Raw genomic sequence first — 25,460 nt, 5'->3', positions numbered from 1 at the left:
TCACCAGGCGATGATGCCGAGGTGCTCCAGCAGGGTTTTCAGTCCGATGAGGATGAGGACGATGCCGCCGATGATTTGCGCGGTCTGTTGCCAACGCACGCCGATGGTGTGGCCCAAGTAGAGGCCGGCGATGGAGAAGGCGCCGGTGATGACCCCGATGATGGTGGCCGCGACCCAGATGTTGAGCGGCATGAACTGGAAGCTCACACCCACCGCGAAGGCGTCGATGCTGCACGCAACGGCCAGCGGGGCCATGTGCCGCCAATCGAATTGCGCGGTCTCCTTGGCGTCCTCCTCGGGTTCGCCGAGAGACTCGCGGATCATGTTGCCGCCGATCAGCGCCAGCAGGCCGAAAATAATCCAATGGTCGACGGCCTCGACGTACTTGCCGAAAAGTGAAGCGAAAAAGTAACCCAGAATGGGGAAGAGCGCCTGGAACCCGCCGAACCAAAGCGCGGTTTTGATGGCGTTGACCGGTCTGACATGTTTGGTGGCCAGCCCCTTGCCGATGGCGATGGCGAAGGCGTCCATGGAGACGGATACCGCGATAAGCAGAATTTCGACGATCATCAGCGCTTCCTGGTTCGTTGGCCGGTAGACAATGAAAAACAGGGTGTTGGAAACCAGTATATGGATTCCAACACCCGTTAACGTTTGTTTCTCATGTGATGAACAACATCACAATGGATGAGACGCTATTTGGTTTAAAGCCTGCGTTCACTTCTTGGAGGCGGCGAGGCGCTCGCGGGAGGCCTTGATCTGCTTCTCGGCTTCGGCGACGCCGGTCCAATAATCGCCGGGCATGACCTCCTTGCCGGGCTCCAGGGCCTTGTACTGCTCGAAGAAGTGCTTGATTTCGGCCTTGTGGTAGTCGTTGACGTCGTCGACATCCTTGATGTCGTCGAAACGCACGTCGGCGGGCACGCACAGCACCTTGTCGTCGCCGCCCTCTTCGTCCTCCATGTGGTAGAGGCCGACGGCGCGGCACTTGATCTCGCAGCCCGGGAAGACGGAATTCGGGATCATGACGAGCGCGTCGAGCGGATCGCCGTCCTCGCCCAGCGTGCCCTCGATGTAGCCGTAATCATCCGGATAGCCCATCGCGGTGAAGAGGGTGCGGTCGAGCTTGATGCGGCCGGTCTCCTCGTCCATCTCATACTTGTTCTTCGATCCACGTGGGATTTCGACGAGGACATTGAACGTTTCAGCCATGTTTGCTCCTTTTGAACGTACGTGATATGTACGGTTTTGTTACCGAAACCAAGTCTAGCGCAGATACTCGCCGATGTGGGGTAGGAAACCATGTCGTTGCAGGATAAGTGTTTTTGGTTTGGCTATCTCCGCTGTCTTTGAATTGTGAACATTTCCAAGAAAAGGCATCCTCGCTTGACAGGAACAGATTCAGCGTCTATAACTCTTATTAAGACGTTATATAACGTCTTATTGATAAGCAAGGAGGATATCAATGGAAGTGGAAACAACGGCAAAGAAGATTGTCAAAGCCAGCGAAGGTAAACTCTCTGAGATTTATTTCGTGGCTTGTGGCGGCTCACTGGTCGATATGTATGTTTCGGACTATTTTGTCAAGGCCGAATCCAAGAAACTGACGAGTGGCTGGTATACAGCCAATGAATTCGTCCATGTGCCTCCCGCCAGGCTCGGGAAGTCCTCGGTGGTTGTGCTGTGCTCGCACAGTGGAAGCACCCCGGAAACCGTTGAGGCTGCCAAGGTGGCTCGTAAGGCCGGAGCGCAGACGGTTGGTCTGACCTATAACAAGAAGGCGGCGTTGCTGCCCGAATCCGACTATTCGTTTGTCTATGAATGGGGAGACGAAAAGCGCGTGCACAACAACCCGATGGCCATCATGCTTGACTTGACGGTTTCGATTGTCAACGAGCTTGAGGGCTACGAGCATTATGATGCATTCCGTAAAGGAATGGACATCATTGATACAGTGGTGGGCAACGCCGAGGACGAAGTGGTTCCTCGTACCAAGGAATTCGCCGAGAAATACAAGGATGAGCCGATGTTCTACGTGCTGGCATCTGGCGCTTCCTATGGGCATGCCTATGGCTTCTCGATTTGCTCGCTGATGGAGATGCAGTGGCTGGATGCCGCCCCGATTCATTCCGGCGAATTCTTCCATGGGCCGTTCGAGGTCACTGACAAGGACACCCCGTTCATTATGGCGATGGGCCTTGGCCGTACACGTGAGTTGGATGAGCGTGCGTTGAAGTTCCTTGGCAAATATGCCGAGAAGGTCGAAGTCGTGGATGCGAAGGAACTTGGACTGGACCTCGTTGACGATTCCGTGAGCGAATACTTTAACCCGATTCTTTTCTATAGCGTTCTGAGCAAGTATCGTTTCGCCCTCTCCCAGGTTCATGACCATGATCTTGATGCACGACGTTACATGGGAAAGGTTGAGTACTGAAATGGTATCCAACAAGAAAGTCCTCGGTTTGGGCGACCAGGTCGTCGACGAATATGTCAATCTGAACGTGATGTATCCGGGTGGCAACGCGATGAACTTTGCCGCGTTCGCGAAGAAACTTGGTTACGATTCCGCGTTCATGGGCGTTTTCGGCGATGACAAGCAGGCGCAGCATGTCAAGGACAGCATTGACAAGCTGGGCATCGACCGTAGCCATAGCAGGACCGAACACGGTGAGAATGGTTGCGCCAAAGTCAATATCGTTAATGGCGACAGGGTCTTCGTCGGCAGCAACGAAGGCGGCGTGGCAGGTGAGAAGCCACTGCAGCTTGACGATGACGATATCGCGTATCTGAAGACATTCAGTCTGATACACATGGGGATTTGGGGCCATTGCGACCATCTGTTGCCGCGAATCAGCGAGTTGGGCATCCCGATTTCCTATGATTTCTCCGATGAGTTCACGAATGACACGTTGCAGGGTGCGATCGGATATGTCCAATACGGGTTCTTCTCGGTTGACATGCCGGACAATCAGGTCCAAGTGTTGCTCAAGCACATATTTTCTCCGTCGAACAAGGTGTTGATGGCCACGCGTGGGTCTCGATCGACCATCGTGTATGACGGAAAAGATTTCCGTGAGGTTGCGCCGCATGTTGTCAAGGCGGTCGACACTATGGCCGCAGGAGACTCGTTCTTGACGGCTTTTCTGCTGTCCCGTGAAATCGAAGGAAAGGGGATGAAAGAGAGCATGGAGGACGGTCAACGATTCGCCGCACAGGCGGTTCAGCTTGATGGTTCCTTCGGCTTCGGCACGCAGATCGAATGATTGAGATTTTGAGAAATGTGGGCTAGGGCTTAAGGCCGCCGCTTGGTAGTATAGATGTGAAATAGAAGCAAAGCGGAAGGCGTATGATGCTTGAAGGTAACACGACAATACCGATGTACCTTCAGTTGAAAACGTCTCTGCTCGCCGCCCTTCGATCGGGGAAGTATCCGCAGGGTTCCAAGATCCCGTCGGAACCGGAGCTGTGCAAACAGTATGGGGTTTCGAGGATTACGGTACGCAAAGCCGTTTCCGAGTTGGTGAAGGATGGTTACCTTTTCAAGAAGCAAGGGAAAGGCACGTTCGTCAGAAGCCACACCATCGAGCGCCGGATTGAATATGTTTCCGGATTCACCGATAGTGTCAAGCAGGCCGGCTTCAAGGCCACGACGATTCTGTTGGAACGGAAACGGGTTCCTGCTCCTGAAGATGTCGCCTGTTGTTTTGGCATCGAGCCAGGCTCCGATGTTCTTTTCACCAAACGTAAGAGAATGGCCGATGGCCGTCCGGTGATGTTGGAAAACAACTATTTTCCGTTGGAACGGTTCAGCTTCCTTGAAACCGAAGACCTGTCAGGCTCCTTGTATCATCTGCTTGACAAAAAATACGGAATTGAGCCCATTCATCCCAAGGAAACCATACTCAGCATGGTCCTGGCCGATTCGAAGATGACCAAGGATATGGATGTTGTGGTGGGGACCCCATTTTTCAAAGTCAATACATTCATTTGCGATCAACACGATGACCCGGTTCATGTAGGTCATCAATATTTCCTAGGCGAAATCTACACGTTCAGCATCTGATGTAGAGGTCAGATGCGTGGTTCACCTCGCATATATTTCGGTTGTGGTAAGTGCATTCCTTGGCCGTACTATGCCTGATTGGTGATTTGTCGTTTACATGGTAGTGAGATTTCGCCTCCTCGCATCAGGAGAATTGAAATGAAAACAATAGTGCGATCCCGTCATATTTTTGACGGGGTTGGCTCAAACCCCTATCAGGGTTATTTGTTATTTGACGGCCCGAAACTTATGGCCGTTGAAAAAGGTTGGAATTATGGCGACCCCGACGAAGGGACGACCATTTTCTGTGATGACGACAATTTCATCATGCCCGGTATTCACGATAACCATGTGTTTTTCTCTGGATGGTTGTCTGCCAATTGCGGGATTGACCTGGCGTCGCTTTCTGATTTTTCGGAGGCGGTCGACATCATTGAGCAAACGGTAGCCAAGAACCCGGATCGCCCTGTATACGCCCACGGCTGGGATAGCGGAGCGTGGTTGGAGCAGGCGACTCGGGAAGTCCTGGACGGTGTCTCGACTGCTGTCCCGATAACCGTCATCGATAAGGACAGGACGCGATATTGGATGAACACTGCGGCGGTGCGTCGATACGGTTTCAGCGAAGGTGATCTTTCGGCGGAGAAACGTTGGAGGCTGATTCGCGAGATGACTTCCGACGAAACCATCGTGAGGGACGGTTGGCGAAGATTCCAGCAGCTGCTGCTTTCACGCGGTGTCGTCTCGTGCAAAGACATCGTTTTCGATGATTGTTCGGTGCACGGACTCATCGATGACCATGTCCTTGATGTGAGCATGTATGTCGAATCCGTGTCCAAGCCCTTTGATGTTCCTACGTTGGTCAAAGCACGGGAAAATATCAGCCAGGAAAGACTCCATTTTGGTGGGGCCAAAGTCATGGTCGATGGTGTGGTGGCCGATGGCACCGGCGACATATACGGAGAGTACGTTGCTGGCGGTGTCAAGCCGTCAATCGACTACCAAAGTGTCGAAGACACCGTCGCCAGGCTTTCCGAGGCGGGGATTTCCTGCTGTCTGACCGCGGAAGGCGACAAAGCGATCGATATGTCCGCCGACATCCTTTCCCGCCACCATCTGCCCGGAACGCATCATTCCATGAGCGATCTGGAAATGATTACCGAACGCGCTTCGAAAGTCATGGCGAAGTCGGAGATCACCGCGGAAATCTACCCGCAGATTCTGGGTCTGAACCCTTCAAAGGTGCAATCCTATATGGGCAAAACCATCGTAGGCGATGATGGCGGCGATTTTTACCGCTACACCAACCTCAGCCAGTTCGGTACACGGGTGACATGCGGCACCGACTGCCCCTTGTTTATCACTTCGGTTCCGGATTCGCTGTTCAGAGCCACGCGACGTCGTTTCGACGAAAACGACGGCAACTGGTTCCCCGAATACGCCATGCCCGCGGCCGACTTGCTGAAAGCCTGGTGCCGCGACGGCTCGCATGAGAAGCAACGGACGCTGGGAAGCGGCAAGCCTTCGACGTTTACGGTCTTTGATCGTGATCTGACTTCAGTCGATGACGATGCGTTGAAGGACGCGAAGGTCGTCCGCACGGTCATCGACGGCAACGTTGTTTACCAACAATAGAAATCATTAAAAGAAAAGAGACGAATGATGAAGTTCGTAAAGAAAGCGATATGCGGCATTGAAACTGAAAATGCTGGAGGCGGTAGTGATATCCAGACCACCAAAAAAGATAAGAAGTTCCATTTTCATTTTCCCCATAGCTATGCCCTGATGTTTCTCCTGCTCGTCGTCGCGGCTGTACTGACGTGGATCATCCCCAGCGGCGAGTTCAAAACCAAGACCGTCAATGTCGGGGGCGATTCCCGTACGGTGGTCATTCCTGGAACGTTCCATGAGATCGCGAAAGCGGGGCATGGGCAAGGGCTTTGGGAGGTTCTCAAAGCCCCGAGCGATGGCATCGCGGCCGCGGTTGACGTTATCGCGTTCGTGTTGATTCTCGGTGGCGCTTTCGGCATCATTCTCAAAACCGGCGCCATCGACCGAGGCCTTCGTGCCCTTGCCGATTTTCTAGGGAGCAAGGGTGTGCTTGTCATACCTTTGATGATGATTTTGGTGAGTATCGGCGGTTCCACTTACGGAATGAGTGAAGAGCTGATTCCACTGTTCATTATCTTCATCTCGTTCATGCTGACACTCGGTTTCGATTCCATAACGGCTATCCTGACGTTATTCTTGGCAAGCCAGGTGGGATATATCGCTTCAACGATCAATCCGTTCAACGTGCTGATCGCGCAAGGTATCGGCCAAATCCATGGCAATCCACTGCTTTGGCTGCGACTCATTTATTGGTTCATCTTCACAGCCATCGCCATCGCTTTCACAATGCATTATGCGCTGAAAGTGCGTAAGAATCCGGAATCCTCCGTGTCCTATCACACCGATTTGCAACTTCGCGTCAAATTAAGCGGTGTAGACAAGGCCAATGGAGAGGAAGCCAAATTCACCGGTCGTGATAAGGCGGTCATCGCCGTCTTCATCATCGGCTTGGGTGTCATGGTCTATGGGATCCTTGCCCAGGGCTGGTATATGACCGAGATTGCCGCTCTGTTCCTTGCGGTTGGCCTGATCATCGGCATCATCGCGCGCTTCAGCGTCAACGAGATGTGCGAGAGCTTTGTTTCCGGGTGCGGCGATTTCGTTTACGCGGCCGTGATCATCGGCTTGGCTCGCGGCATTCTGGTCCTTCTTGAGAATGGTGCCATCATCGATACCATCCTTAACAGTCTGGCCCAGGCTCTGGGTGGACTGCCGAAGGCATTGTTCACCACGATTCTGCTCGCGGTGCAAAGCCTGATCACGCTGTTCGTGCCGTCTTCGTCCGGCTCTGCGGCTTTGACTATGCCGGTCATGGGGCCGCTTGCGGATTTGGTGCATATCAACCGTGATGTCATCGTGCTCAGCAACCAGTTCGGTAATGGCCTGATGAACATCATCAATCCCACCGGTGGCGTGCTTCTTGCGGGCTTGTCCGTCGCGGGAGTGAGCTTTGGCAAATGGCTCAAGGTCGGCACCAAGATATTCGCCATCCTCTTCGTAGTGGCTGCGGTCTTGCTGTGGGTCGCTACGTTGGTGTGATGATTATGTCTGCTTATGCTTGCATTTGCGCCTGGTGACAGTTGGCGTTTGAAATTGCTGCACGATGTGCAACAAGGCATAAGCCAAGCAGCAAGTATAAGCAGTTTTTTGTTGCGGATAGTCTTCTGATTCGGCAATTTACTTAACGTGATTGGTCAGATTAGAAGACTATCCATTGTTTTTGGGTGCCCTGTTGAAAGCCGGTATTTTTTATGTAATGCAATCGTCTGTTAGGCGATGGCGAAAATATAGGCGGGGCGCTCGGCAGGGTCGAGGGTGACTTTGTTGTTGCTCGACCAGGTGAAGGTGCCGCCACCGAGTTCGTCGTATACATCGAAGGTGTGGTCTCGTGGGAGGCCGAGCAACGCCGGATCGAAGTTGACTTCCGAGGTGTGGGCGGTCTTGCAGTCGAGGTTCACCACGACGATGAGGGTGTCGCCGAGGGCTGGGTCCGTTGCGTCATTGGCGGCGCCTCCATCAGCACATTGGCCATCGGCCGAACCGGTCGACATTGGCGGAATATGGCGGGCGAAGGCGACGACGTTGGGATTGCTCGTCCACAACATGGCCAGGTCATGATAGCTGCGGCAGGCGGGGTGGGTGCGGCGGATGCGGTTGAGATCGGTCAAGAGCGTGGCGATGCCGTATTTGTCGGCCTCGCTCCAATCGCGCACCTTGATCTCGTACTTCTCGTTGTCGGCCTGTTCCTCGTGGCCTTCCTGCTGCCGGTTCTCCACCAGCTCATAGCCGTTGTAGATGCCCCATGAAGGTGAGCCCATGGCTGCCAGCACCGCGCGTACTTTATGTCCTTCCGGCCCGTTGTCGCGCAGGTAATCGGTGAGGATGTCGGGCGTGGTGGGCCAGAACGTGTTGTGCTGGTAGTAGGCCTCGTCGCTGTTGGTGGTCTGCAGGTATTCGGCCACCTCGTCCTTGGTGTTGCGCCAGGGGAAATAGCTGTGGGATTGGGTGAAACCCGCAAGGCTCAGCGCCCGCATGATGGCCGGGCGGGTGAAAGCCTCCGCAAGGAAGAGGATTTCGGGATGTTTGCGTTGCACTGCCTCGATGACATCCTGCCAGAAGCGGACGGGCTTGGTGTGCGGATTGTCGATGCGGAAAATTGTGATGCCCGCCTCAATCCACAAGTCCATAATGCGCTCGGTCTCGCGCTCGATGCCGGGCATGTCGATGTTGAAATCGATGGGGTAGATGTCTTGGTATTTCTTCGGCGGGTTTTCCGCGAACGCGATGGTGCCGTCAGGCTTGTGGCGGAACCAATTCGGGTGCTCACGAACCCACGGGTGGTCGGGTGAGCATTGCAATGCGAAGTCCAGCGCGATTTCCAAGCCGAGCCTGTGCGCGTAGGCGCAGAACGCCTTGAAGTCATCCATCGTGCCGAGCAATGGATCGACCGTATCGTGCCCGCCAAGCGACGAGCCGATGCCAAAGGGGGAGCCGGGGTCGTTTGGCCCCGCGACCAGGGCGTTGTTGCGGCCTTTGCGGTTGGTGACACCGATGGGGAAGATCGGCGGCAGATAGACCACGTCGAACCCTTCGGCCTTCGCCCGGTCGAGTCCCGATAAAGCGGTTTTGAGTGTTCCCTGTATAATTTCGCCGGTTTGTGGGTCGCGGGTGGCGCCTTCGGAGCGTGGGAAGAATTGGTACCAAGCGGTGAAGCTCGATTCTGGGCGCTCGACCTTGAAACGTTGCGGGGCGCTCGCGGTGAGGCCGTCCCGCAACGGGTTCGAGCGATGCAGCTCCGCGATGGCCGGATTGTCGGCGGCGGCGGGACGCTGCTTGATATCCAAGGAGACGTCCGCAAGCTGTTGGGATGCTTTTCGCAAGATGCCTTGCTGGGTGTCGTCGAGTTTGGCATCCTTGTCCTCGGCCCAACGGGCAAGTAACTGGGAACCTGAAACCAAAGCGTTTTCAGCGTCATCGTTGACATCGACTTTGATTCTGGCATCGGCCAGCCAGGAAGCGTACGTGTCTTCCCAACCCTCAAGTGTTACCGTCCACTCGCCAAGCTGTCGTTGGATTTCGTCGAAGCCTTTGTCCCATGGCTTGATATCGCTGGGCTGACCGGCGATAAGGTCGGCTTTCCAAAGGTCCAGACCGGGATTGATGCAAGTCATCGCGACGCGTTGTTTGATATCGCCGTGTGGATTTCGCAGAATTGCGGTGGCGCCTGTATGACTGCGTCCTTCGATGAAAATCTGCGCGGTGACGGTAAACATCTCGCCAAGTTCGACGCGAGCCGGGAATATGCCCCGTTCCTCGCACGGCGTGACCGACATGATGACGATGCGCCCGAATTGGTGGGGCGCGGCGACAGGGAGGCTGGGTGTGGCCGGCTCGTTGAATTCGTGGTTGGTTGTGTTGGCTGCCATCTGTTCCCGCCTTGTGTTTTCGATATGTTGAATCGTTCCGTATTGTTCATTGTAAAGGCAGGCTTGATGGCTTTCGGCATTTTTGGACGGAATGATAAAATTTGTGTATAACTATTTAATTGTATTACAATATAGTTGACAACCATGTGGACGAATCGGGCAAAGATGACCTGAAAACGGCGAAATGTGGATAGTGAAAATCGAGTTATCCACAACACGCCGAGACCCCGAGCGTTCGACCACAGTACCTGAAATCAGCTCGGAAATTTGCGAGATTATGCAACGATGGATGCTATCAGTTCGCGAACAAGGAAATGAGATGAAGATGGATCAGCAAGAGCAGGATGATGAATTGGAACAAACCGCTCAGAATCGCGGGGAGAAAGACGTCCCTCCTCCCGTTGTCGATGATGGTGGGCCGGAATGGGAAGTATCGGAACCCGACAGTGACAACCAATCCACTGAGGATATTGCGGATACGAGTGCTAAGAAACATCCGTTCAGGCGGCGCAAAGTCCTATGGATCGTCGTTATCGTCGTTGCGGTCCTTGTTGCCATAGGCGTCGCCGGCGGGGTGGCGTGGAACGGCCATGCCAAAGAAGAGGCGTTGTCGGATTGCCGACAAAGTGCGGAAGCGATGAAAGAGCTTGCCGGGAAGGATTTAGACAAAAACACAATCGAGGCGTTGAAAATCGAGAAGAAGGATGTCGCCGACACGCTCGTCTGGCAGAAACTGCGGAAAGGAGAGAAAGCGTTGACGCGTTTCCAACATGCAGCCATGCCGTCTTGTGATGCCACTTCCCGTGCGGCAGCCGAAGGCCAGCGGAGGAAGGCTTCCGCTCAGCTTGATTCATTGAAATCGACGAGAACCGGCGTCAGGGTGCTGGCGAAAAGAGTGTTGGCGAGTCGGGACGCGAAGACGTTGAAGGATACGCGGGACGGGTTGGCTGCCAAGACCGGGCAGGCGAAGCAGCTGCTGGACTCCTCGGCGGGAAATGTGGCCGATGAGGCCACGAGATCGGCGCTTTCGCAGCAGGTCGAGGCGGCGAATGGATTGCTTGGTGACCAAAAGTCGAAACTTGCGGTTTTGCAGCAGATGTCAAAGGCGTTGGATGACGCGATGAATGGTGTCAACGCAAGTATTCAGGCGAAAGCCGCCGCGGACGCGCAGGCGGCAGCTGAAGCTGCGCAGCAGCAAGCCAATGCGCAGGCTGCGAAAGGCAGGACTTCCCGTTCGGATTCCTCGCGTTCATCGCGTGGTGCTTCGGCCCCGGCTGCTCCATCTTCGTCAGGCAAACAGATACATGGGTTTGCAGGAAGTAGCGGCGAAGACCATGGGCCGCAAGGCCCATCCCATGGTATTTGTTTTGGACCGGGAGATTGTTACTCACCGAATAATTGATTTTGAGTTTTTGTCGTATCCCCCGCTGTGAATCTTGGCGGATTGGCGGGGGAGACGGCTCCAATAGTTGGAAGAGAACCCTTACGGGTGCTCTTCCTTCATCCTACCGAATGGAGGAGAAGGAAATGAGACGTAATTGGTTGAAGCGCGGAATTGGGCGTTTGGCATCTGGCGGAGTGGCCGTACTGGTTGCTTTGTCGATGCTGGTTCCTGGTGTGGCGAACGCTGGCATGGGTATCAGTGGTGGAGGCGTCGGTGGAGGCGGCAGCGTTGGGCCCAATAGTGATGCTCTCTGGCTTTGGGACAACAGTAATTACATAAGTGCTCCTTCACAAGGTTGGGGTGAGGATTCGATTGATTTTGCGATAAGCCATATCAGTAGTAACTTTGCGATTTCGAATCCTGGCACGCCGATGGGGCCAAGTATGACGACGAGGATGCGTAACGCTTGCCGTGGCGCAATCAATAATGCGATAGCCGATCCCACCGATGGTCCCGCATCGCAGGCCCGCGTGGTTGGAGTGATGATGACTGTGTCGGCGTCTTCGTACAACACCATCGATTTTTGGGGTACAGGCGGTGCGGATTTCATGAACCGCTTCCACAATGATTGGAACGCGGCAAATCCGGCGGGCAGCCTGATTGGCTGGGATGCCGGCTGGCTCATGCGTGCCAAGTCGATGTTCGAAGCTGGCATCAACGCGCAGGCGGCGGCCACTCCGGGTGGCGTACAAGTGGTGTGCCTGGCGGTCAACAACCAGCAGCCGCCTCGCTATTATGACTTGAGTGTGTCCACGAACCAGCAAGCTCCCGCAGGCCTGAAAGTTGGTGCGACGGACGCAATCAGCGATGTGATCCACACGAGCCGCAATGGCTCACCGATCGCGGAGAACGTGAACGCGAATGTGGTGTTGCGTTATGACGGTCAGCCCGACGGGTACGTGTCCTCGCGTAGCGCGACGAAGGGCGTGACGGTCGCCAACCAGGGCGATGCTTGGAGTCCGAGGTTCTCCCCGTCCGATTTGGGCATGACCCATTGGCAGGAGGGACGGTATTGGTTCGACGTGCAGGTGGCGCAGCAGGGACACATGAGAAATGGTGTGGACACACCGGACCGTGAGGCTTCCGAACAGTGGGGCGTGGCGAGTGTGGCGCCTCCGGCCCCGGGCAAGGCGATCGGCCAGGGCACAAGCGTCCACGACATGGCCAACACCACCACAATCGAGTCGCAGACGGGACGTGGCGGCTATGAGTTGCATTTCAAGGACGTCATCGACCCGCATGGCCAGCGTTACGATATCCGGCGCATGAAAGTCAAGGACGTCACCGCGAGCACGGATGTGTCCGCGGAGTTCACGATGGCCTGGAACAGGGCGACCGACACCGTTGCGGCCAACCGTGTGGCGTCGAAGGGCGAGATGCCGCTCGACCACCTTTATCAGTTCAGCTTCGATGTGGTGATGGACCATCCCAAGACCGATAGGGCCGGCGACCAGGCGAGCGTCATCTGGAACACCATGCCCGCGCAAGACACGGTTCACTTGGAGTTCCCGACCCGTGAGCCCGCCCCGAACAAGGCCTGGGCTAAAAGCCAGGACGAAGCCGCCGCAATGGACGACCCCGGCAGGACCAATGACAAGGGCAGTGACAACAAGACGTTCGTGACCGGAGACGACATTTCCTCGGTGGTCAACGGTGTACTGCCGATGGACACCATCCAGGATCTTGACAGCTATTCGATCACCGATGATTGGACCCCGGCTTCCGGCTATGTTGATTTCTCCGACGTCTCAAAAGCCCGCGTGCTGGTCGATGACCACGATATGACCTCCAGCTTCACCGTCGCCAACACCGGCACCGTGACCACCGCGACGGCCAAGCCCGTGATCCTCACCGGCTCGAGGAAGCAGCTGCGCGACCGCAAGGTCAAGCTGATATTGAACGGCACGGTGCGCATGGATGTGGACGCGCACACCACCATCACGGTCACCAACCGGGGCAGCGAATCGTGGAACGGGCACACGAACCCGACCAACGAGCCGCCTGTGCTCATCTGGAGCCCGAACCCCGACAAGAGCTGGGTGAAACTCGACTCCGCAGGCCATTGGCAGACGGTGATCGACCCATCGAAATCCAACGCGACGGGCGCCGACAACCTGACCTTCCTCGACGGAGACCAGCTGGCCGCCGTGGTGAACCTGCCGGTGGCGGATCCGTCGAATCTCGCCCAGAAGTTGAGCCGTCTCACCCTCACCGATGATTACGGCAAGGCCGACTACCTTGTCGACCCGCAGGTGCTCTCCAAGGTGCGCGTCTACGCGGCCGATGCGACGCGCAGCGATCAATCCTTTGTGGCTGGCATCAATGGCTCCGGCGTTGACGTGACCGACAAATTCGATATCACGCAATCGGGCACCGCCATCACCGCTACGGCCAAGGCTGGCTATCTCGTCTCGGAATCGTCGCACCATGGGCCATTGCAATTCACGTTGCTGGTGCCTTTCACCGCCAATTACGCTAATGGCGGTGGCGCCAAGAAGGTCCGCGAGGACTTCCACAAGGAACCCGGCGACGAGCTTGCTTTCTGCACCAATCCGGATGGCACCGATCTCTTGAACGCCGGGTCCGTGAAGGTCAATCGGCAGGGCAAGGACACCAACCTGCCCAAGGTGTGCGGCTACGTGCCGCCGGTGAAAAAGGACGTCGTCAGCGAGGCGTCGCAGGGTGGCGGGCAAGAATCGGTCGACGGCAAGGCCGTCTACCCCGGGCAGAAGGTCGAGTACGACCTGGACACCCAACCCCACCTGCCTTCCCTCGCCTATATGGTGAAGACCATCACCCTCACCGACAAGTACGACCGATACTTGAAGCCTGACAAGCAGACCCTGGAGCTCATGGACCTCAACACGGGCCGCATGATCGCCAAGTCCAAGTACACCAACCGTTGGGACGACACGGCTCACGAGGCGGCGGTCGACATCACCGACGCGGCGCTGATCGCCCAGTGGCAGGCCGGCGGCACGCCCCGCATCCAATTGCGCTTCGAAGGCACCGCATTCAAGGGCATGCCCGCCGGACACCGGGTCAGCAACCAGTGGGTGCTGGCCTTGAACGACTCGCTGACCCCGTCGAACGTGGTGTTCAACATCCCACCCAGCCTGAACCCGGTCAAGCACGACAACCAGTCCGCCCACCAAGGCGACCCGGGCGTGTCCATCGACGGCAAGACCCTGCTCAAGGGGGACACCGGCAATTACGTCATCGACCTCGACGCCACGCAAGCGAACCCGGCCTACAAGGTCTGGAAGCTCGGCATTGTCGACGACTTCGACGAGCAATACCTCACGGTCGACCCGACCGGCGTCACCGTCACGGGCGATGACGGCTATGACCACACGGCGGGATTCAACATCCAGATAAGCGACGGCGTGCTCTATGCTTTCGCCAAACGCGTCGACACCCTGATACCGGCTACTGGCCAGACTGTACGCGGCGACCCGCAACCCACGGACTTGAAGGCTTATTCGGACTCGGACGCCTACGATCCGCTTACCGATCCCGCCATCGACCAGACCCTACTCGGCCAGCACTATCACGTCACCTTGCCCTACACGGTCACCAAGGTCACTGATGGCTACGTCGTGAAGAACAAGGCTATGCAGGTCGAGAACGACGTGCGCAAGGAGACCAACGAGGTGTCCAACCCGCTCAAGCCCATCAATCCGGTGAAGGACGTGGTGGTGAGCGTAGGCGGCGAGTCCGTCAACGGCTCCAGCGTCTACAAAGACAGTGCGTTCCTCTATCGGCTCGACAGCTCGATTCTTCCGGCCAATCGCGCCTATCCGTCCGTGGATGTCTGGAAGATCGCCGACAAGCTCGACCCGGCTTACGACGAGTACACGGGGCAGTGGGCCGTGTACGCCACGCGCGACCTCTACGCCGCAGACGGCCGCGTGCTCGCCGCCAAAGGCCACCGCATCGCGGGCAACGGGTTCGACAGCTCGGCGTTCGACGGCGATATGTTCACCTTGGAAGCTGCCGCGGATGGGACGATGGGCGTCGAGGCGACACCGGCTTATCGGCAGCTGGCGTCGGCCGATGTCTCCCATGAACAGGGATGGTGCGCCTACCTGCAAGTCCGTCGTCTCAAGGCCACCGAGCGCCATGAGAACCGGTTCACGGAGGCCATGAATGGCAAGGTCAACGAGTCGAACGTCGTATGGACGCGCACGCCGGAACTGATTCCGAGCCTGCACATCGAGAAATGGGACAAGCTCAGCGGCTGGTCCACCGGCGACCGGGACGACCCCCGTGATTCGTTGCTGATGATGGGTGACACCGACATCGTCTTCACCGTCACCAACACCAGTGATAACGAAGGTGGCCATGGCCCGGTGTTCCGGGCCAAGGACCTCAAGATCACGGACACCACCATCTCCGGCGATGGCGCGATTACAAGCCTTAAATATCCCAGGAATTGGTCGACGTTAGTGCTTCGGCCCGGGGACCATGTCGATGTTGTTGGTACATTGAAGGACGTCGCCTCGAAGCATAGGGACCGCGCGAAAGTCACGGGCGTGCCGCTGGCTGAATTGCCTGCGGTGGACCGCGACCCATGGGGCGAGGATTCTGGCACCGGCATCGCCAAGCGGGATGCTCGCGGTGGTGCTTCTGCCCGCGGCGTTGAGTCTGTCGGCGGTGGTGCCTCTGCTGGCGGCTCCGCGCTGGCGTCTGCGATACCCTCGTTTGATTCCACGCTTTTGATGGGTGCCATAAGCGGCTCTGGTTTTCAGGCGGCGCTCGGGCCGCGAGGGTCTGCCGGGTCGGAAGGCTCTGGTGGCGCCATCTTGCAGGAAGTGCAGACCTCACCCGACGAGGAGGGGATCGTGGACACGAAAACATTCACGCGAGGCGAGGGTGAACCGAGCGCCGAAATTGATGGCAATGTCATGAGGGTCATGCGGCCCGTGGCCTCGAATCTCGACGATTGGAATGGGTACAACCAGCGTCCATTGGCGTCGACCGGCGCCTCGATCGTCGGGGCCGCGCTGGTGACCGCCGTGCTCATAGCCGGAGCTGCGATGCTGATGTTCATGGCCCGTCATCGCTATCGTCCCCGTCATCAGTGAGTCCTGATGGAAATTCAGCAATCATTCAGCAAATGCACAAGAATGTTTGTTGAAAGTCGTGGCGTCCTTTAGGCGCTGTTACAGCGCCTGCCCATGATGATGTTGTTCCATAAGAATATCCACGCAGGGAACGCATAAGTGGTATTGGTGATTGCCGTGTCCCTGCTTGGACGATGGCCAATGCGTCCGGCGTAATTAGGGGGTTGCCGGGCGCCCCGCCATCTGATTGATACAGACATGCCATACGAATGCCGTCTTAATGACTTTTGAATGGCGAATAGAACAGGAATATCAATATGAACGACAACAACATCAATGCCATGGGCGCTCGCGACGCCAGTAGTACCGACACCGAAGAAACCGCCGCGTTCCGGCAGACAGGCAATAGCCCGCTTGCCGAGCAACCCACCACGCGCTTCGAGATGGGCGATACTTACACACAGTATCCGCCGGCCGGTGGCGACGCGTCCGCTGTCAACGGAGACGATGGCCAGCAGTCAGGCTCGTCCAAGCGTCATTCCGGCAAGATGTGGGGCGCGGTGATCGGCATCGCTTTGGCATGCGGGCTGGTCGGTGGAGCCATCACCGGGGTCGCCACGGCGAAATCCGTGACGCCGCCAGAACCCCAGCAGGCGCAACACCAGATGCCCGGAGGCCATGGTGGCCGGGGAGGCCACGGGGCAACGGGCCAACCAGGCACAGGCCAGGGTGAATCCCCGCGAGGCGGCGGTCAACCGGGCCAGGACGGTTCCGGTCCATCCAACGGTTCCGGTCAGGCCGATGGCTCAGGCCCGCAGAATGGCGACAACCCGTCAAACAACGGTGATTCGCAGCATTCGGATGGTAGAAACCGTCCCGGTGATTCCGGCAACGGCGCATCCGGTTCCGGCCGTTCACAAGGCCGCGGTGGCAACGCGAATGGAAACGATTCGGGAGCAACCAACGGGGGTGGCACGGCCAGCAATTCTGCCTCCAAATCCTCAGGCTGGAACTCCGCGCTGATTCAGGCGTGATGCGCATATTGATGTAGCAAAGGAGATTTCCGTATTGCGTTGGTGATGGCTCCGGCTCAGTCCGGAGCCATCACTTTTTGCTGTCATCCATGAAGTCTGGAAGCATGGCGGAATTAACGAATCAATCGGAAGCGGAAACATGATGACACGGCATCCGAATGATAAAGTGACGGTTTGCAATCCGGTGCTCTCCTTCATGCGGCGGCATGGGTGGCAACCAAATGGGCGGCTCCAACGCCTCCAGCCAGATCGCCACATGGGTCCAGTCCAACTTCAAGTCCTAAACCGTCGACGGCGTCACCCTCTACGACCTGACCGCTGTCAAAGTAACCAAATAAAGGAGATAATTCTACTGAAACTGAGCAAACGGCTGGGCCAACGGATTTCATATCTTGTTGGTCCAGCCGTTTTTGTGACTAAACGCCAGGTTGTTCGGCATGCGTTGCGGATTTGCCTTACAAAAGTAAACACTTGGCATCGTTTTCGATATGGCGATTTGAACACTATGCGTTTCGTGCAATTTTTTTGTGGAAACGTATCAGGTTATATTATCCTTCACTTTCATTGCCAATTGCGTCCGCAACGCTCGTAAGGTAAGCTCAATGGCAAATTGGTATGCAAGGCGGGCTACGTCGGCGAGTGCGATGAAGTGATGCGACGACGTGGAACAAAGACGTGACAACATGGCAAGGAGGTGCGATGAGCAATTCGAAAGAAAAATGGCGACCTATAGCGTTCAAGTACCGGATTATGGGGATGCTGACAGCCAATTTGATATCTTGCATCGTCGCGGAAGTGATTGCGCTGATAATCATGAAAGTGATGGGTCTCGCATACTCTGCCGATCACATCGTGCCGTTCCTGACGCTGGCCGTCGTGATCAGCGCGTTCCCTCAGGTTTTTATCAATAGTTATTTTTGCCGCAAAGATCATGCCGATTATCCCATCTCGTGGGGCGCGACTCTGCTCCACCCCGTCGTGCTCGTGGTGGTCATGTTGCTGATCAACCTGGTCTATCCGGTCGGCAACTTTTTCGTTCCCGCATTTGTCGTTGCCGTCGATCTGGCCGTTTCGATATGGGCCAAGCCGAAACCGGGAGACGAGAAGACTCTGCGCGGAGCCGGAAAGAAGCTCGATGACGAGTCAACACAGCAGGATGAGTAACTGCCCAATAAGGATTAAGCCAGCTGAGGGTTGATGAATAGGTTTTTGGTGTTTCCGTTCCCGATGAGTTCCCTTAACGCGCTGAACACGGTGCGGAAAGATGGGTTGGCGTCCGCGGTGAGAGAGCGGTGGAGGCTTTCGCGTGTCACGTTCGCCCTCTTTGCGATATCGCTCACCCTCTTTTCCGTCTTCGCGGCGTCGCCCAGAGCGTCGAGGAAAATGGAGGCGGCGGTGTCGTCGTCAAGATCCTTCGTCTCATCGAGTATCGCTTCAAGGTAATTGCGGATGTCGGTCTCGTTGTCGAGGACTTCGGATGCGTCGTAATCTTCGACGGTGGCGTCATCAGGATTGAGGCTTGCGTTTTCCATAAGTTGCTTCGCAGTCGCCTTGGCTTCTACCGGATCTGTAACATGTCCGGATTCAGGTTTCTCAGTGGTAAACATTGCTCTCTCGGTTTCCTTAAGCGTTTTCAAGAATTGTCGTTGCTGGCTTTTCATCAGCGTGGTTTTTGATATTGATACCTTATATGGTATCATCGGAATGTATGGCAAGTCGATATCGCACCAATCAGCGAGTGGTTGCACGATCAGGATGAGGATACCATCGTGCAAGTCGTTGCTGCCATCCATATCCTTGAGGAAGATGGACCGAACCTTAAGCGTCCTTTGGTCGGGAAGATATCCGGTTCGTCGATAAAAGCTTTGAAGGAGCTGCGGCCTGGTTCGTCGGGACGTAGCGAGATTCGGATTCTGTTCGTTTTCGATCCTGGGCGTCGAGCAGTCATGTTGGTCGCGGGCGACAAGAGCCGTGGATCGGCTTGGAACAGCTGGTATAAGAAGGCGATACCCAAAGCGGAACGTATTTATCGTGAATGGTTAAAGAACAATTAGGGGGAAACACAATGTATACCGTCAATCAGTTTGTTGACGACAATGGCATCGACCGCGAGAAGGTCGCAGGCAAGGAAAAGGAACTGCGCGAGCAGATGCGGATCTATGAGCTCAAGGAGGCCCGTAAGGCCCGGCATCTGAGCCAGCGCGACCTTGCCAGGAACATGGGCGTCAGCCAGAAGCGCATCTCGACGTTGGAATCCGGCGATCTTGAGCATGTCCAGATTCAGACTTTGCGCAAGTATCTCAAGGCCATCGGTGCCGAGCTCCATCTTGATGTGCGTATGGCGGATGGGCAGAATCTTGAATTTGCGTGATTGGCTGTTTGGTTTGGGGATTTACAGTTGATTGCTTGCTTAGGTGAAAACATTGGAGTCTGGAATCGTTGAGGTTCCGGGCTCTTTTGTTATGTGAGGATTCGACACCGGTGTTTTACGGTCTGCGGTCACTGGTGATCGAGGGTTGGGGTGGGTGTCGGCGCGGTGGTTGGTTTGGGTTGTTGGTTGCCGTGCCGGCACCCGGTTGGGTTCCCGCCGGGCCGGGGTGTTGGTTGGCTTGGCGGGAAGTCTTTGATTCGTCGTGTGGGCATCGTCGCCCGTGTGGCTGTCTTATCTGCTGTGGCGGGCGTTGGACTGGCGGCGGTGGCGCAGCCAATCCGCGGCGACGAGCAGGAGGAGCGCGAGGGCGAGGGCGGTGGCGAAGATCGCGGCGAGGCGTTGGGGGCGCCCGCCGGTCATTGGCAGGCTGCCCATGTAGGCACCGCTGATGCGCACCGTGGTCACATTGGTTTTGGCGAAGGACCCGGTTGGGGTGGTGCCGTCGCCCCGCCAAACGTCGGTGGTGCCGGGTGTGGTCAAAGTGGTTTTCACATCGTATTGTCCGCCTTGGGGCAGTTGTGTGCTGGTGTAGTCCTTGTTGAGGGTGTAGTCGCCGTTGGTCCAGCCGCTGGTGGTGGTTGGCGTGGTGCAGTCGCCGGACTGGTAGTTGGGTTGGGTGTGTGGTTTGACGCACAGGGTGATGGTGTCGGTGTTGGTCCATGGCTGGCCGGTGGCGGTGAACCTGACGCCGTTGTCCGTGGGGGAGCGCTGGCCGGTGCCGGTGGGTGCGGTGAGGATGTTCCAGACGGGGTGGAGGGTGACACTGGTGTGCCCGGTTGGGTCGGTGGCGCCGTCTGCCGTGGGTATGGTGGTGGCCCCGGGGGTGGCGTATTCGGGTGTGGTTTGGCTGGCTTGGTGGTGCCAGCCGGTGAGGTAGCCGCCGGCCACGCTGATGCCGCCCGTCGCGGCGAGCCGCGGCAGGCTGACGTACGCCTTGCCGTCATTGGTGTCGGTGTACACGGGGGTGACGTCGGGTACGGTGCCTACTGGTGTGCTGGCGCCGTCCTTGGCGAGGGTGACGCTCGTGTAGGGCAGGGTGCCGGTGAGCTTGGCCTCGGGGCTGGTGACGGTGGTGTGGGTTGTCGGGTCGGTGGCCGAGCTGCTAGCGGTCACCGAGTACTGCGCTCCCACCGGGTACACGCCGGCGAACGTGCCAGTCGGGAAGCTCACGGTCCACGCGCTCTCAGAGGCGGTGGCGGTCTGGCAGGTGGTGGGGTTGAGGCAGGCGGTGACGGGGTCGTCATGGCCGAGCGTGCCGCTGACGGTGATGGTGTCTCCCGAATGGTGGTAGGTGGCGGTGAGGCTTCCAGGCGCGTTGATGTCGCGCCATTGGGCGTAGAGGGTGATGGTCTGGTGGGGGAAGTACTCGCCCCGCGTCAAACTGGCGATGGTCTGTCCGGGCTGGTAGGGGGTGCCGCGCCCGTAGCGGTCGGTGTTCCACCCGTCGAACACGCTGCCCGCCCGGTGCCCGGTGAGCACCGTAGCTGCCGGCGCGGTGATGGTTGTGCCTGTGCTGGTGGTGTCGATGTCGGTGGAGTAGGAGCCTGCCCCGCCGTTGGCGTCGGCGACCAGGGTCGCGCCCACGTACGTGCTGTCCGTGTAATAGCCTGCCGGGCTGCTTGAGGCGGCGCGCGTGGCCATGGCCGCGGTGTTGCCGATCGGGCCGACCTCGGCCGCCCCGGGTTGGAAGCTCTGCATCTGCACCCAGTTGATGCTCTGGTTCACCCTGGCGAAGGGGCTGCCTTGACTTTGGGCGTTGTAGAGCTTGGTGTTGGGGCCGAGGACGAGCATGCGCAGGCCGTCGGGGAGGAAGGCGTTCTGGTTGATGGTGGCGTTGCGGGTGTCCCAGCCGCTCAGGTCGAGCTCCTTGAGGTTGCTGTCGCCGCTGAACATGTGGTCGATCAGGACGATGCCGGTGACGTCGAAGCCGGAGGGGTTAAGAACGGTGAGGTTGGGACAGTCGTTGAACATGTTGTTCATGTGGATGGCCTGGCTGGTGTTGAAGTGGGTGACGTCGATGTCCACGAGGTTGTGGCAGCCTTGGAACATGTAGCTGAGGTCAGCGACCAGGCTGGTGTCAAAACGAGAGACGTCCACGCTGGCAAGGCTGGAGCAGCCCTGGAACATGCCGCTCATGTCGGTGACGTTGCTGGTGTCCCAGGTGTCGAGCCCGATGACCGCGGTGAGGCTCGTGTCGCCGCTGAACATGGCGGCCAGTCTGAGACTGCCGATGTCCCAGCCGGTCACGTCGATGCTTCTCAGCGACGGCCAGTCGGACAGGACGCTGATCGTGCCCTTGTAGATTGTGCTGGTGTCGGGGAATATTCCGCTCAGGTTGGTGAGTGGGGTGCCGGTGACGGTGAGACCGGAGAGATCCAACTCCTGCAGATTGGTCGCTTCGTGGAACATCTCAAACCACTGGGCCACCGTGAACACGTTATTTTCAGGGTCTTTGAAAGTGGTGTTCACGATGGACATGTCGGACGCGTCGATGCTCGTCAGGCTGGTGCAGCCGGCAAGAAATCCGGAAATATACTCCAGGTGGCTGAGGAAGCTACCATCGTCAACGCGGACTATCTTGGGGAGGCCGGTGATGTTCCTCCCGATGTGCCAGCCGTGGATATCGAGGCTGGTGAGGCTGGTGCATGCGGAGAACATGCTGCTGATGTTGGTGTCGTCGGTGAGGTGGATGCCGGGCATGCTGACGCTTGTCAGGCTGGTGCAGCCGGAGAACATACTGTAATGTTGGTGATGGTGCCGATTACGGCACCGACCATGCTGACGCTTGTCAGGCTGGTGCAGCCGGAGAACATACCGTACATGTTGGTAGTTTGGCTGAGGTCCCAGCCAGTCGTGTCGACCGAGGCGAGTCGGCCGGCTCTGAAGAACGTGCGGTCTCCGCCGCTGCCGGCTGGGATGAACCTGGCGCCAGAGGTCATGCGGAAATGGGTGAGTGAAGGCCACAGGAAGAACGCCAGATTGGTCCTTAGGATGAGGCTGCCATTGATGAGGATGTCGGTGGTGTCGTGGGCCACGCTGCCGACGGTGTCGCGATTGCCGAACGCGGTGGCACTGGCCATGCTGCCTGTGTCGCCGCCGTTGATGGTCAGCGTGCAGTCGGAGTCCAGCGTCCATGAGGCCGTGCCCCACGTGCCGTGCCGCACGGAGCATCCGGACTGCAGGCCCACCGACGGCTCACCGCGCGTCAATGGTGACGATGGTTCAACAGGGGAGGTTCGGCCTTGGCTCTCAACGGTGTCTGAGATGGGACGGACGGTGGAAGGGACGGAGTGGCCACGCGGCGATGCCGTTCTGGAGGATTCGGAAGACTTGGAAGTGGGTGTGGATTGTGATGGGTAAGAAAGGTGTGTTGAGCTGGAGGTCTCGGATGAAAAAGAAGAGTGGGAAAGATGACGGGATGAGGATGGGGATTGGGGTTGTGCGGTGTCGGGAAGTGATGGGAAAGTTTCGTTTAGATCAGTATTGCGGGGGGGGTTAGTGTTGACATCGTTGCAATACAAACCAGCACCGAGACCAACGCGCGGATGACACCCATGGCAAACACCAACCTTTTTCTTAAAATCGGAACCCGCGATGTAATACATTGTCGTATACGGTTCCGCCGTTCCGATGAATCCACACCTTAACGGCTTTCCGGTACAAAAACAACCGTTCACGGGCGCGTGGAAACCGCGTCATGCGACGGCTTGGTGGAGATGTTTAAAAGGTTTGCAACCCAGCAATGCCATGCATTTTGAAGGGGTTCGTGAAAGTTTTGATGTCGCAAGAGACGATTGTATGAAATGCGTTCCAAAACCGGGTGCTACGGCGTGTCGCATTTTGTGGCACATTGGTTTTGAATGCGATAACTTGATGCTCGCAAGAGGCTTGCCGGTATTGATTCGGTGATTGAAACGTCTTTACGGATGGGTCGGAACGGCTGCGGCTGCAGGAAAACGGGTGTTCAAGCTAAATATTCGGGGTTGCTCCTCTAATTTGGCCTATAACCCTCGGATTCATAACCTTAAGCCAGCTGCCTTGGGCTGCGAATCGAAAATGAGGAACCCCGGAGTTTCATGATGTTTCGCATGAGTGACTTACCGGGGCATTCTCTTGTATTATAAATATATGGGTCATCAAAGTCAAACGTAGGCGACGCTTGCCGATTTGGAAGAATGGTTTTCCGCGGCGCGGATGTTGATTTATGCGAACGCGGCCACAGCCAGCCACAGCGACCCAGTCGCGTTATACCTATGGAATAGCAGACTGTCGAAGGCCTTCCTTGAAGATAAGGTTCTAGGTGTTTCGACGAGTGGACTGAGCCAGAAAATGAAAAACAAAATCGTCTGGACTATTGAAGATGTAGAAAAGGCCGGGCGATATTTCAAAATCGCACCGGCCAAATTCCTCGAACCAAATGGTTTGTTGGTAGCGGGGTCAGGATTTGAACCTGAGACCTCTGGGTTATGAGCCCAGCGAGCTACCGAGCTGCTCCACCCCGCGACGGCTGTTCAAGACAGCAATAATCTAGATTACGGGTAATGGCACAAAAGTCAAATCTTCGGCGCGTTTTTTGCTATCAGGGCAGAACCGCGACCATAATGGAACCATGCCTATCAAGATTGCCAGCGGACTGCCGGCGCGTGAAATACTCGATTCGGAGCGGATCTTCGCCATCGAGAAGCCTGAAGCGGAGCAACAGCGCATCCGCCCGCTTAAGTTGGTCATCCTCAATTTGATGCCTAAGAAAGTCGAGACCGAGACCCAGTTGCTCCGCTTGGTCTCCAAGTCCCCGCTGCAGGTCGACATCGATTTCATGAAGACCTCGACCCATGAGTCCACCCACGTCAGTGCCGACCACCTGCTCAAGTTCTACGAGAACTTCGACGCGTTCAAGGACAATTATTACGACGGCCTGGTGGTCACGGGCGCACCGGTCGAGCAGCTTGATTTCACGCAGGTCGATTATTGGGACGAGCTGACGCAGATCCTCGATTGGGCGCAGACCCACGTCTTCTCGACGATGTACCTCTGCTGGGGCGCGATGGCCGGGCTCAACTATCGTTACGGCATCCGCAAGCAGAATTTCAAGGAGAAGCTTTTCGGCGTGTTCCCGCAATATCTGCAGGACGAGTATTGCTTCATCACCAACGGCTTCGACGAGATCTCGCTGCAACCGCACTCGCGCGTCGCCGGCATGAACGAGGCCGACATCGCCGCCAATCCAGACCTACAGGTGCTCACCTGGGGTCCGCAGGCCGGTTCCGGCCTCATCGCCGCGCGCGATTTCTCCGAGGTCTTCGTGCTCGGCCATTGGGAATACGGCAAGTACACCTTGCGCGACGAATACGAGCGCGACAAGGCCAAGGGCCTCACCAACGTGCCGTTCCCGTCGAACTATTTCCCGCACGACGATCCCACGATGGAGCCGCTGTTCTCCTGGCGCGCCCACGCGAACCTGCTGTGGCGCAACTGGCTCAACTGGGTCTACGAAACGACCCCATACGACCTCAAGAAGGTTCCAAAACTTCGCGCAGAGAAAAAATTGGGCACGGATCGCTCCATCAGGCACGAGCCCGGCACCCCGCGTGCGGACAACTTCAAGCCGCTGGAACACGACGGCTACGGACTCATTCCCGACGAAACCTGAATCGCCAGAAGCCTTCGCGGGCGATCATCCAGACGCGTGGGCCGGGCTGTTCCGGTTCGCGCTGACACGTCCCCAAGCCGATTCAGCTCCCGATGCGTGTCATAAATGGATGGATGGCAATGATATGTGCCAATTACCAAGGCCCGCGAAACGCTAAGCGGAAAGAAATTTGGAAGAACCCGCCCGCTGCGCTGAGAGTGCCGTGACACCTTGCAAATATTGGCATTCACGCTTTTCATCAGTGAAAAATCACCGA

General features: G+C 57.0%; 18 protein-coding genes and 1 tRNA gene. 12 read left to right on the top strand and 7 right to left on the bottom strand.

Going from position 1 to position 25,460, the window contains the following annotated elements; translation table 11 throughout:
- Together OZX73_RS07920 and OZX73_RS07915 are read right to left on the bottom strand one after the other, a co-directional pair.
- Nucleotides 1-570 carry a manganese efflux pump MntP family protein gene (locus tag OZX73_RS07920; protein WP_277149168.1) on the bottom strand — a complete coding sequence of 190 codons (570 nt, stop codon included), beginning with the start codon at nt 568-570 and terminating at the stop codon, nt 1-3.
- A 147-nt stretch (nt 571-717) separates the two neighbouring features.
- Nucleotides 718-1,212 (bottom strand): inorganic diphosphatase, encoded by a 495-nt coding sequence (locus OZX73_RS07915; RefSeq protein WP_277149166.1) that lies wholly within the window; start codon nt 1,210-1,212, stop codon nt 718-720.
- Nucleotides 1,213-1,465: 253 nt separating this feature from the next.
- Here OZX73_RS07915 and OZX73_RS07910 point away from each other — a divergent pair, with 253 nt between their 5' ends.
- From OZX73_RS07910 to OZX73_RS07890, 5 genes are all read left to right on the top strand, one after another.
- Entirely contained in the window at nt 1,466-2,434 is a 969-nt protein-coding gene (locus OZX73_RS07910; protein WP_277149164.1) for an SIS domain-containing protein, read from the top strand.
- A gap of 1 nt (nt 2,435) precedes the next feature.
- Nucleotides 2,436-3,263, top strand: a complete 828-nt coding sequence (locus tag OZX73_RS07905) for a PfkB family carbohydrate kinase (protein ID WP_277149162.1) — start codon at nt 2,436-2,438, stop codon at nt 3,261-3,263.
- 83 nt (nt 3,264-3,346) lie between these two features.
- The gene (locus OZX73_RS07900; RefSeq protein WP_277149160.1) at nt 3,347-4,063 is read left to right on the top strand and encodes a GntR family transcriptional regulator; all 717 of its coding nucleotides are present in this window, start codon (nt 3,347-3,349) and stop codon (nt 4,061-4,063) included.
- 81 nt (nt 4,064-4,144) lie between these two features.
- A complete protein-coding gene (locus OZX73_RS07895; protein WP_277150970.1) occupies nt 4,145-5,677 on the top strand; it encodes an amidohydrolase family protein in 1,533 nt (510 codons plus the stop codon).
- Between the two features lie 24 nt (nt 5,678-5,701).
- Complete coding sequence (locus OZX73_RS07890) at nt 5,702-7,192, top strand: Na+/H+ antiporter NhaC family protein (protein ID WP_277149158.1); 1,491 nt, start codon at nt 5,702-5,704, stop codon at nt 7,190-7,192.
- Nucleotides 7,193-7,422: 230 nt separating this feature from the next.
- Here the strand turns inward: OZX73_RS07890 and OZX73_RS07885 are convergent, their stop codons facing one another.
- The gene (locus tag OZX73_RS07885; protein ID WP_277149156.1) at nt 7,423-9,579 is read right to left on the bottom strand and encodes a maltotransferase domain-containing protein; all 2,157 of its coding nucleotides are present in this window, start codon (nt 9,577-9,579) and stop codon (nt 7,423-7,425) included.
- A gap of 319 nt (nt 9,580-9,898) precedes the next feature.
- Between OZX73_RS07885 and OZX73_RS07880 the strand changes: the two genes are divergently transcribed.
- From OZX73_RS07880 to OZX73_RS07865, 4 genes are all read left to right on the top strand, one after another.
- Nucleotides 9,899-10,981, top strand: a complete 1,083-nt coding sequence (locus tag OZX73_RS07880; RefSeq protein ID WP_277149154.1) for a hypothetical protein — start codon at nt 9,899-9,901, stop codon at nt 10,979-10,981.
- A 425-nt stretch (nt 10,982-11,406) separates the two neighbouring features.
- Complete coding sequence (locus tag OZX73_RS07875) at nt 11,407-16,110, top strand: LPXTG cell wall anchor domain-containing protein (protein ID WP_277149152.1); 4,704 nt, start codon at nt 11,407-11,409, stop codon at nt 16,108-16,110.
- 296 nt (nt 16,111-16,406) lie between these two features.
- Nucleotides 16,407-17,123: a hypothetical protein gene (locus OZX73_RS07870; RefSeq protein ID WP_277149150.1), complete on the top strand. Its 717-nt coding sequence runs from the start codon at nt 16,407-16,409 to the stop codon at nt 17,121-17,123.
- 699 nt (nt 17,124-17,822) lie between these two features.
- Nucleotides 17,823-18,287, top strand: a complete 465-nt coding sequence (locus tag OZX73_RS07865) for a hypothetical protein (RefSeq protein ID WP_277149148.1) — start codon at nt 17,823-17,825, stop codon at nt 18,285-18,287.
- Nucleotides 18,288-18,301: 14 nt separating this feature from the next.
- Here OZX73_RS07865 and OZX73_RS07860 read toward each other — a convergent pair whose 3' ends face one another.
- Entirely contained in the window at nt 18,302-18,916 is a 615-nt protein-coding gene (locus OZX73_RS07860; RefSeq protein WP_277149145.1) for an addiction module antidote protein, read from the bottom strand.
- Between OZX73_RS07860 and OZX73_RS07855 the strand changes: the two genes are divergently transcribed.
- Nucleotides 18,893-19,177 (top strand): type II toxin-antitoxin system RelE/ParE family toxin, encoded by a 285-nt coding sequence (locus OZX73_RS07855; RefSeq protein WP_277149142.1) that lies wholly within the window; start codon nt 18,893-18,895, stop codon nt 19,175-19,177. The genes OZX73_RS07860 and OZX73_RS07855 overlap by 24 nt on opposite strands.
- An 11-nt stretch (nt 19,178-19,188) precedes the next feature.
- Nucleotides 19,189-19,494 (top strand): helix-turn-helix transcriptional regulator, encoded by a 306-nt coding sequence (locus tag OZX73_RS07850; RefSeq protein ID WP_277149140.1) that lies wholly within the window; start codon nt 19,189-19,191, stop codon nt 19,492-19,494.
- A gap of 291 nt (nt 19,495-19,785) precedes the next feature.
- Here the strand turns inward: OZX73_RS07850 and OZX73_RS07845 are convergent, their stop codons facing one another.
- The 3 genes from OZX73_RS07845 to OZX73_RS07835 form a co-directional block, all read right to left on the bottom strand.
- Nucleotides 19,786-22,290 carry a BspA family leucine-rich repeat surface protein gene (locus OZX73_RS07845; RefSeq protein ID WP_277149138.1) on the bottom strand — a complete coding sequence of 835 codons (2,505 nt, stop codon included), beginning with the start codon at nt 22,288-22,290 and terminating at the stop codon, nt 19,786-19,788.
- Entirely contained in the window at nt 22,266-22,763 is a 498-nt protein-coding gene (locus OZX73_RS07840; RefSeq protein WP_277149136.1) for a hypothetical protein, read from the bottom strand. The genes OZX73_RS07845 and OZX73_RS07840 overlap by 25 nt, the downstream gene beginning before the upstream one ends.
- Nucleotides 22,764-23,980: 1,217 nt before the next feature.
- Nucleotides 23,981-24,057: transfer RNA gene (locus tag OZX73_RS07835), tRNA-Met, on the bottom strand.
- A gap of 106 nt (nt 24,058-24,163) precedes the next feature.
- On the opposite strand from OZX73_RS07835, the gene metA reads away from it, so the two are divergent.
- Nucleotides 24,164-25,204: a homoserine O-succinyltransferase gene (gene metA, locus OZX73_RS07830; RefSeq protein WP_277149134.1), complete on the top strand. Its 1,041-nt coding sequence runs from the start codon at nt 24,164-24,166 to the stop codon at nt 25,202-25,204.
- Nucleotides 25,205-25,460: the final 256 nt, after the last annotated feature.

It is taken from the genome of Bifidobacterium sp. ESL0775, assembly GCF_029395475.1.
Classification (GTDB): domain Bacteria; phylum Actinomycetota; class Actinomycetes; order Actinomycetales; family Bifidobacteriaceae; genus Bifidobacterium.
Note: the sequence above shows the minus strand (reverse complement) of the source record. Positions and strands in the feature narration are given on the sequence as shown.

What these genes read in the sequence shown, in the direction of transcription:
- OZX73_RS07920 (WP_277149168.1), bottom strand. Translation starts at nt 570, where the DNA reads ATGATCGTCGAAATTCTGCTTATCGCGGTATCCGTCTCCATGGACGCC.
- OZX73_RS07915 (WP_277149166.1), bottom strand. Translation starts at nt 1,212, where the DNA reads ATGGCTGAAACGTTCAATGTCCTCGTCGAAATCCCACGTGGATCGAAG.
- OZX73_RS07910 (WP_277149164.1), top strand. Translation starts at nt 1,466, where the DNA reads ATGGAAGTGGAAACAACGGCAAAGAAGATTGTCAAAGCCAGCGAAGGT.
- OZX73_RS07905 (WP_277149162.1), top strand. Translation starts at nt 2,436, where the DNA reads ATGGTATCCAACAAGAAAGTCCTCGGTTTGGGCGACCAGGTCGTCGAC.
- OZX73_RS07900 (WP_277149160.1), top strand. Translation starts at nt 3,347, where the DNA reads ATGATGCTTGAAGGTAACACGACAATACCGATGTACCTTCAGTTGAAA.
- OZX73_RS07890 (WP_277149158.1), top strand. Translation starts at nt 5,702, where the DNA reads ATGATGAAGTTCGTAAAGAAAGCGATATGCGGCATTGAAACTGAAAAT.
- OZX73_RS07885 (WP_277149156.1), bottom strand. Translation starts at nt 9,579, where the DNA reads ATGGCAGCCAACACAACCAACCACGAATTCAACGAGCCGGCCACACCC.
- OZX73_RS07880 (WP_277149154.1), top strand. Translation starts at nt 9,899, where the DNA reads ATGAAGATGGATCAGCAAGAGCAGGATGATGAATTGGAACAAACCGCT.
- OZX73_RS07875 (WP_277149152.1), top strand. Translation starts at nt 11,407, where the DNA reads ATGACGACGAGGATGCGTAACGCTTGCCGTGGCGCAATCAATAATGCG.
- OZX73_RS07870 (WP_277149150.1), top strand. Translation starts at nt 16,407, where the DNA reads ATGAACGACAACAACATCAATGCCATGGGCGCTCGCGACGCCAGTAGT.
- OZX73_RS07865 (WP_277149148.1), top strand. Translation starts at nt 17,823, where the DNA reads ATGAGCAATTCGAAAGAAAAATGGCGACCTATAGCGTTCAAGTACCGG.
- OZX73_RS07860 (WP_277149145.1), bottom strand. Translation starts at nt 18,916, where the DNA reads ATGGATGGCAGCAACGACTTGCACGATGGTATCCTCATCCTGATCGTG.
- OZX73_RS07850 (WP_277149140.1), top strand. Translation starts at nt 19,189, where the DNA reads ATGTATACCGTCAATCAGTTTGTTGACGACAATGGCATCGACCGCGAG.
- OZX73_RS07845 (WP_277149138.1), bottom strand. Translation starts at nt 22,290, where the DNA reads ATGTTCTCCGGCTGCACCAGCCTGACAAGCGTCAGCATGCCCGGCATC.
- metA (WP_277149134.1), top strand. Translation starts at nt 24,164, where the DNA reads ATGCCTATCAAGATTGCCAGCGGACTGCCGGCGCGTGAAATACTCGAT.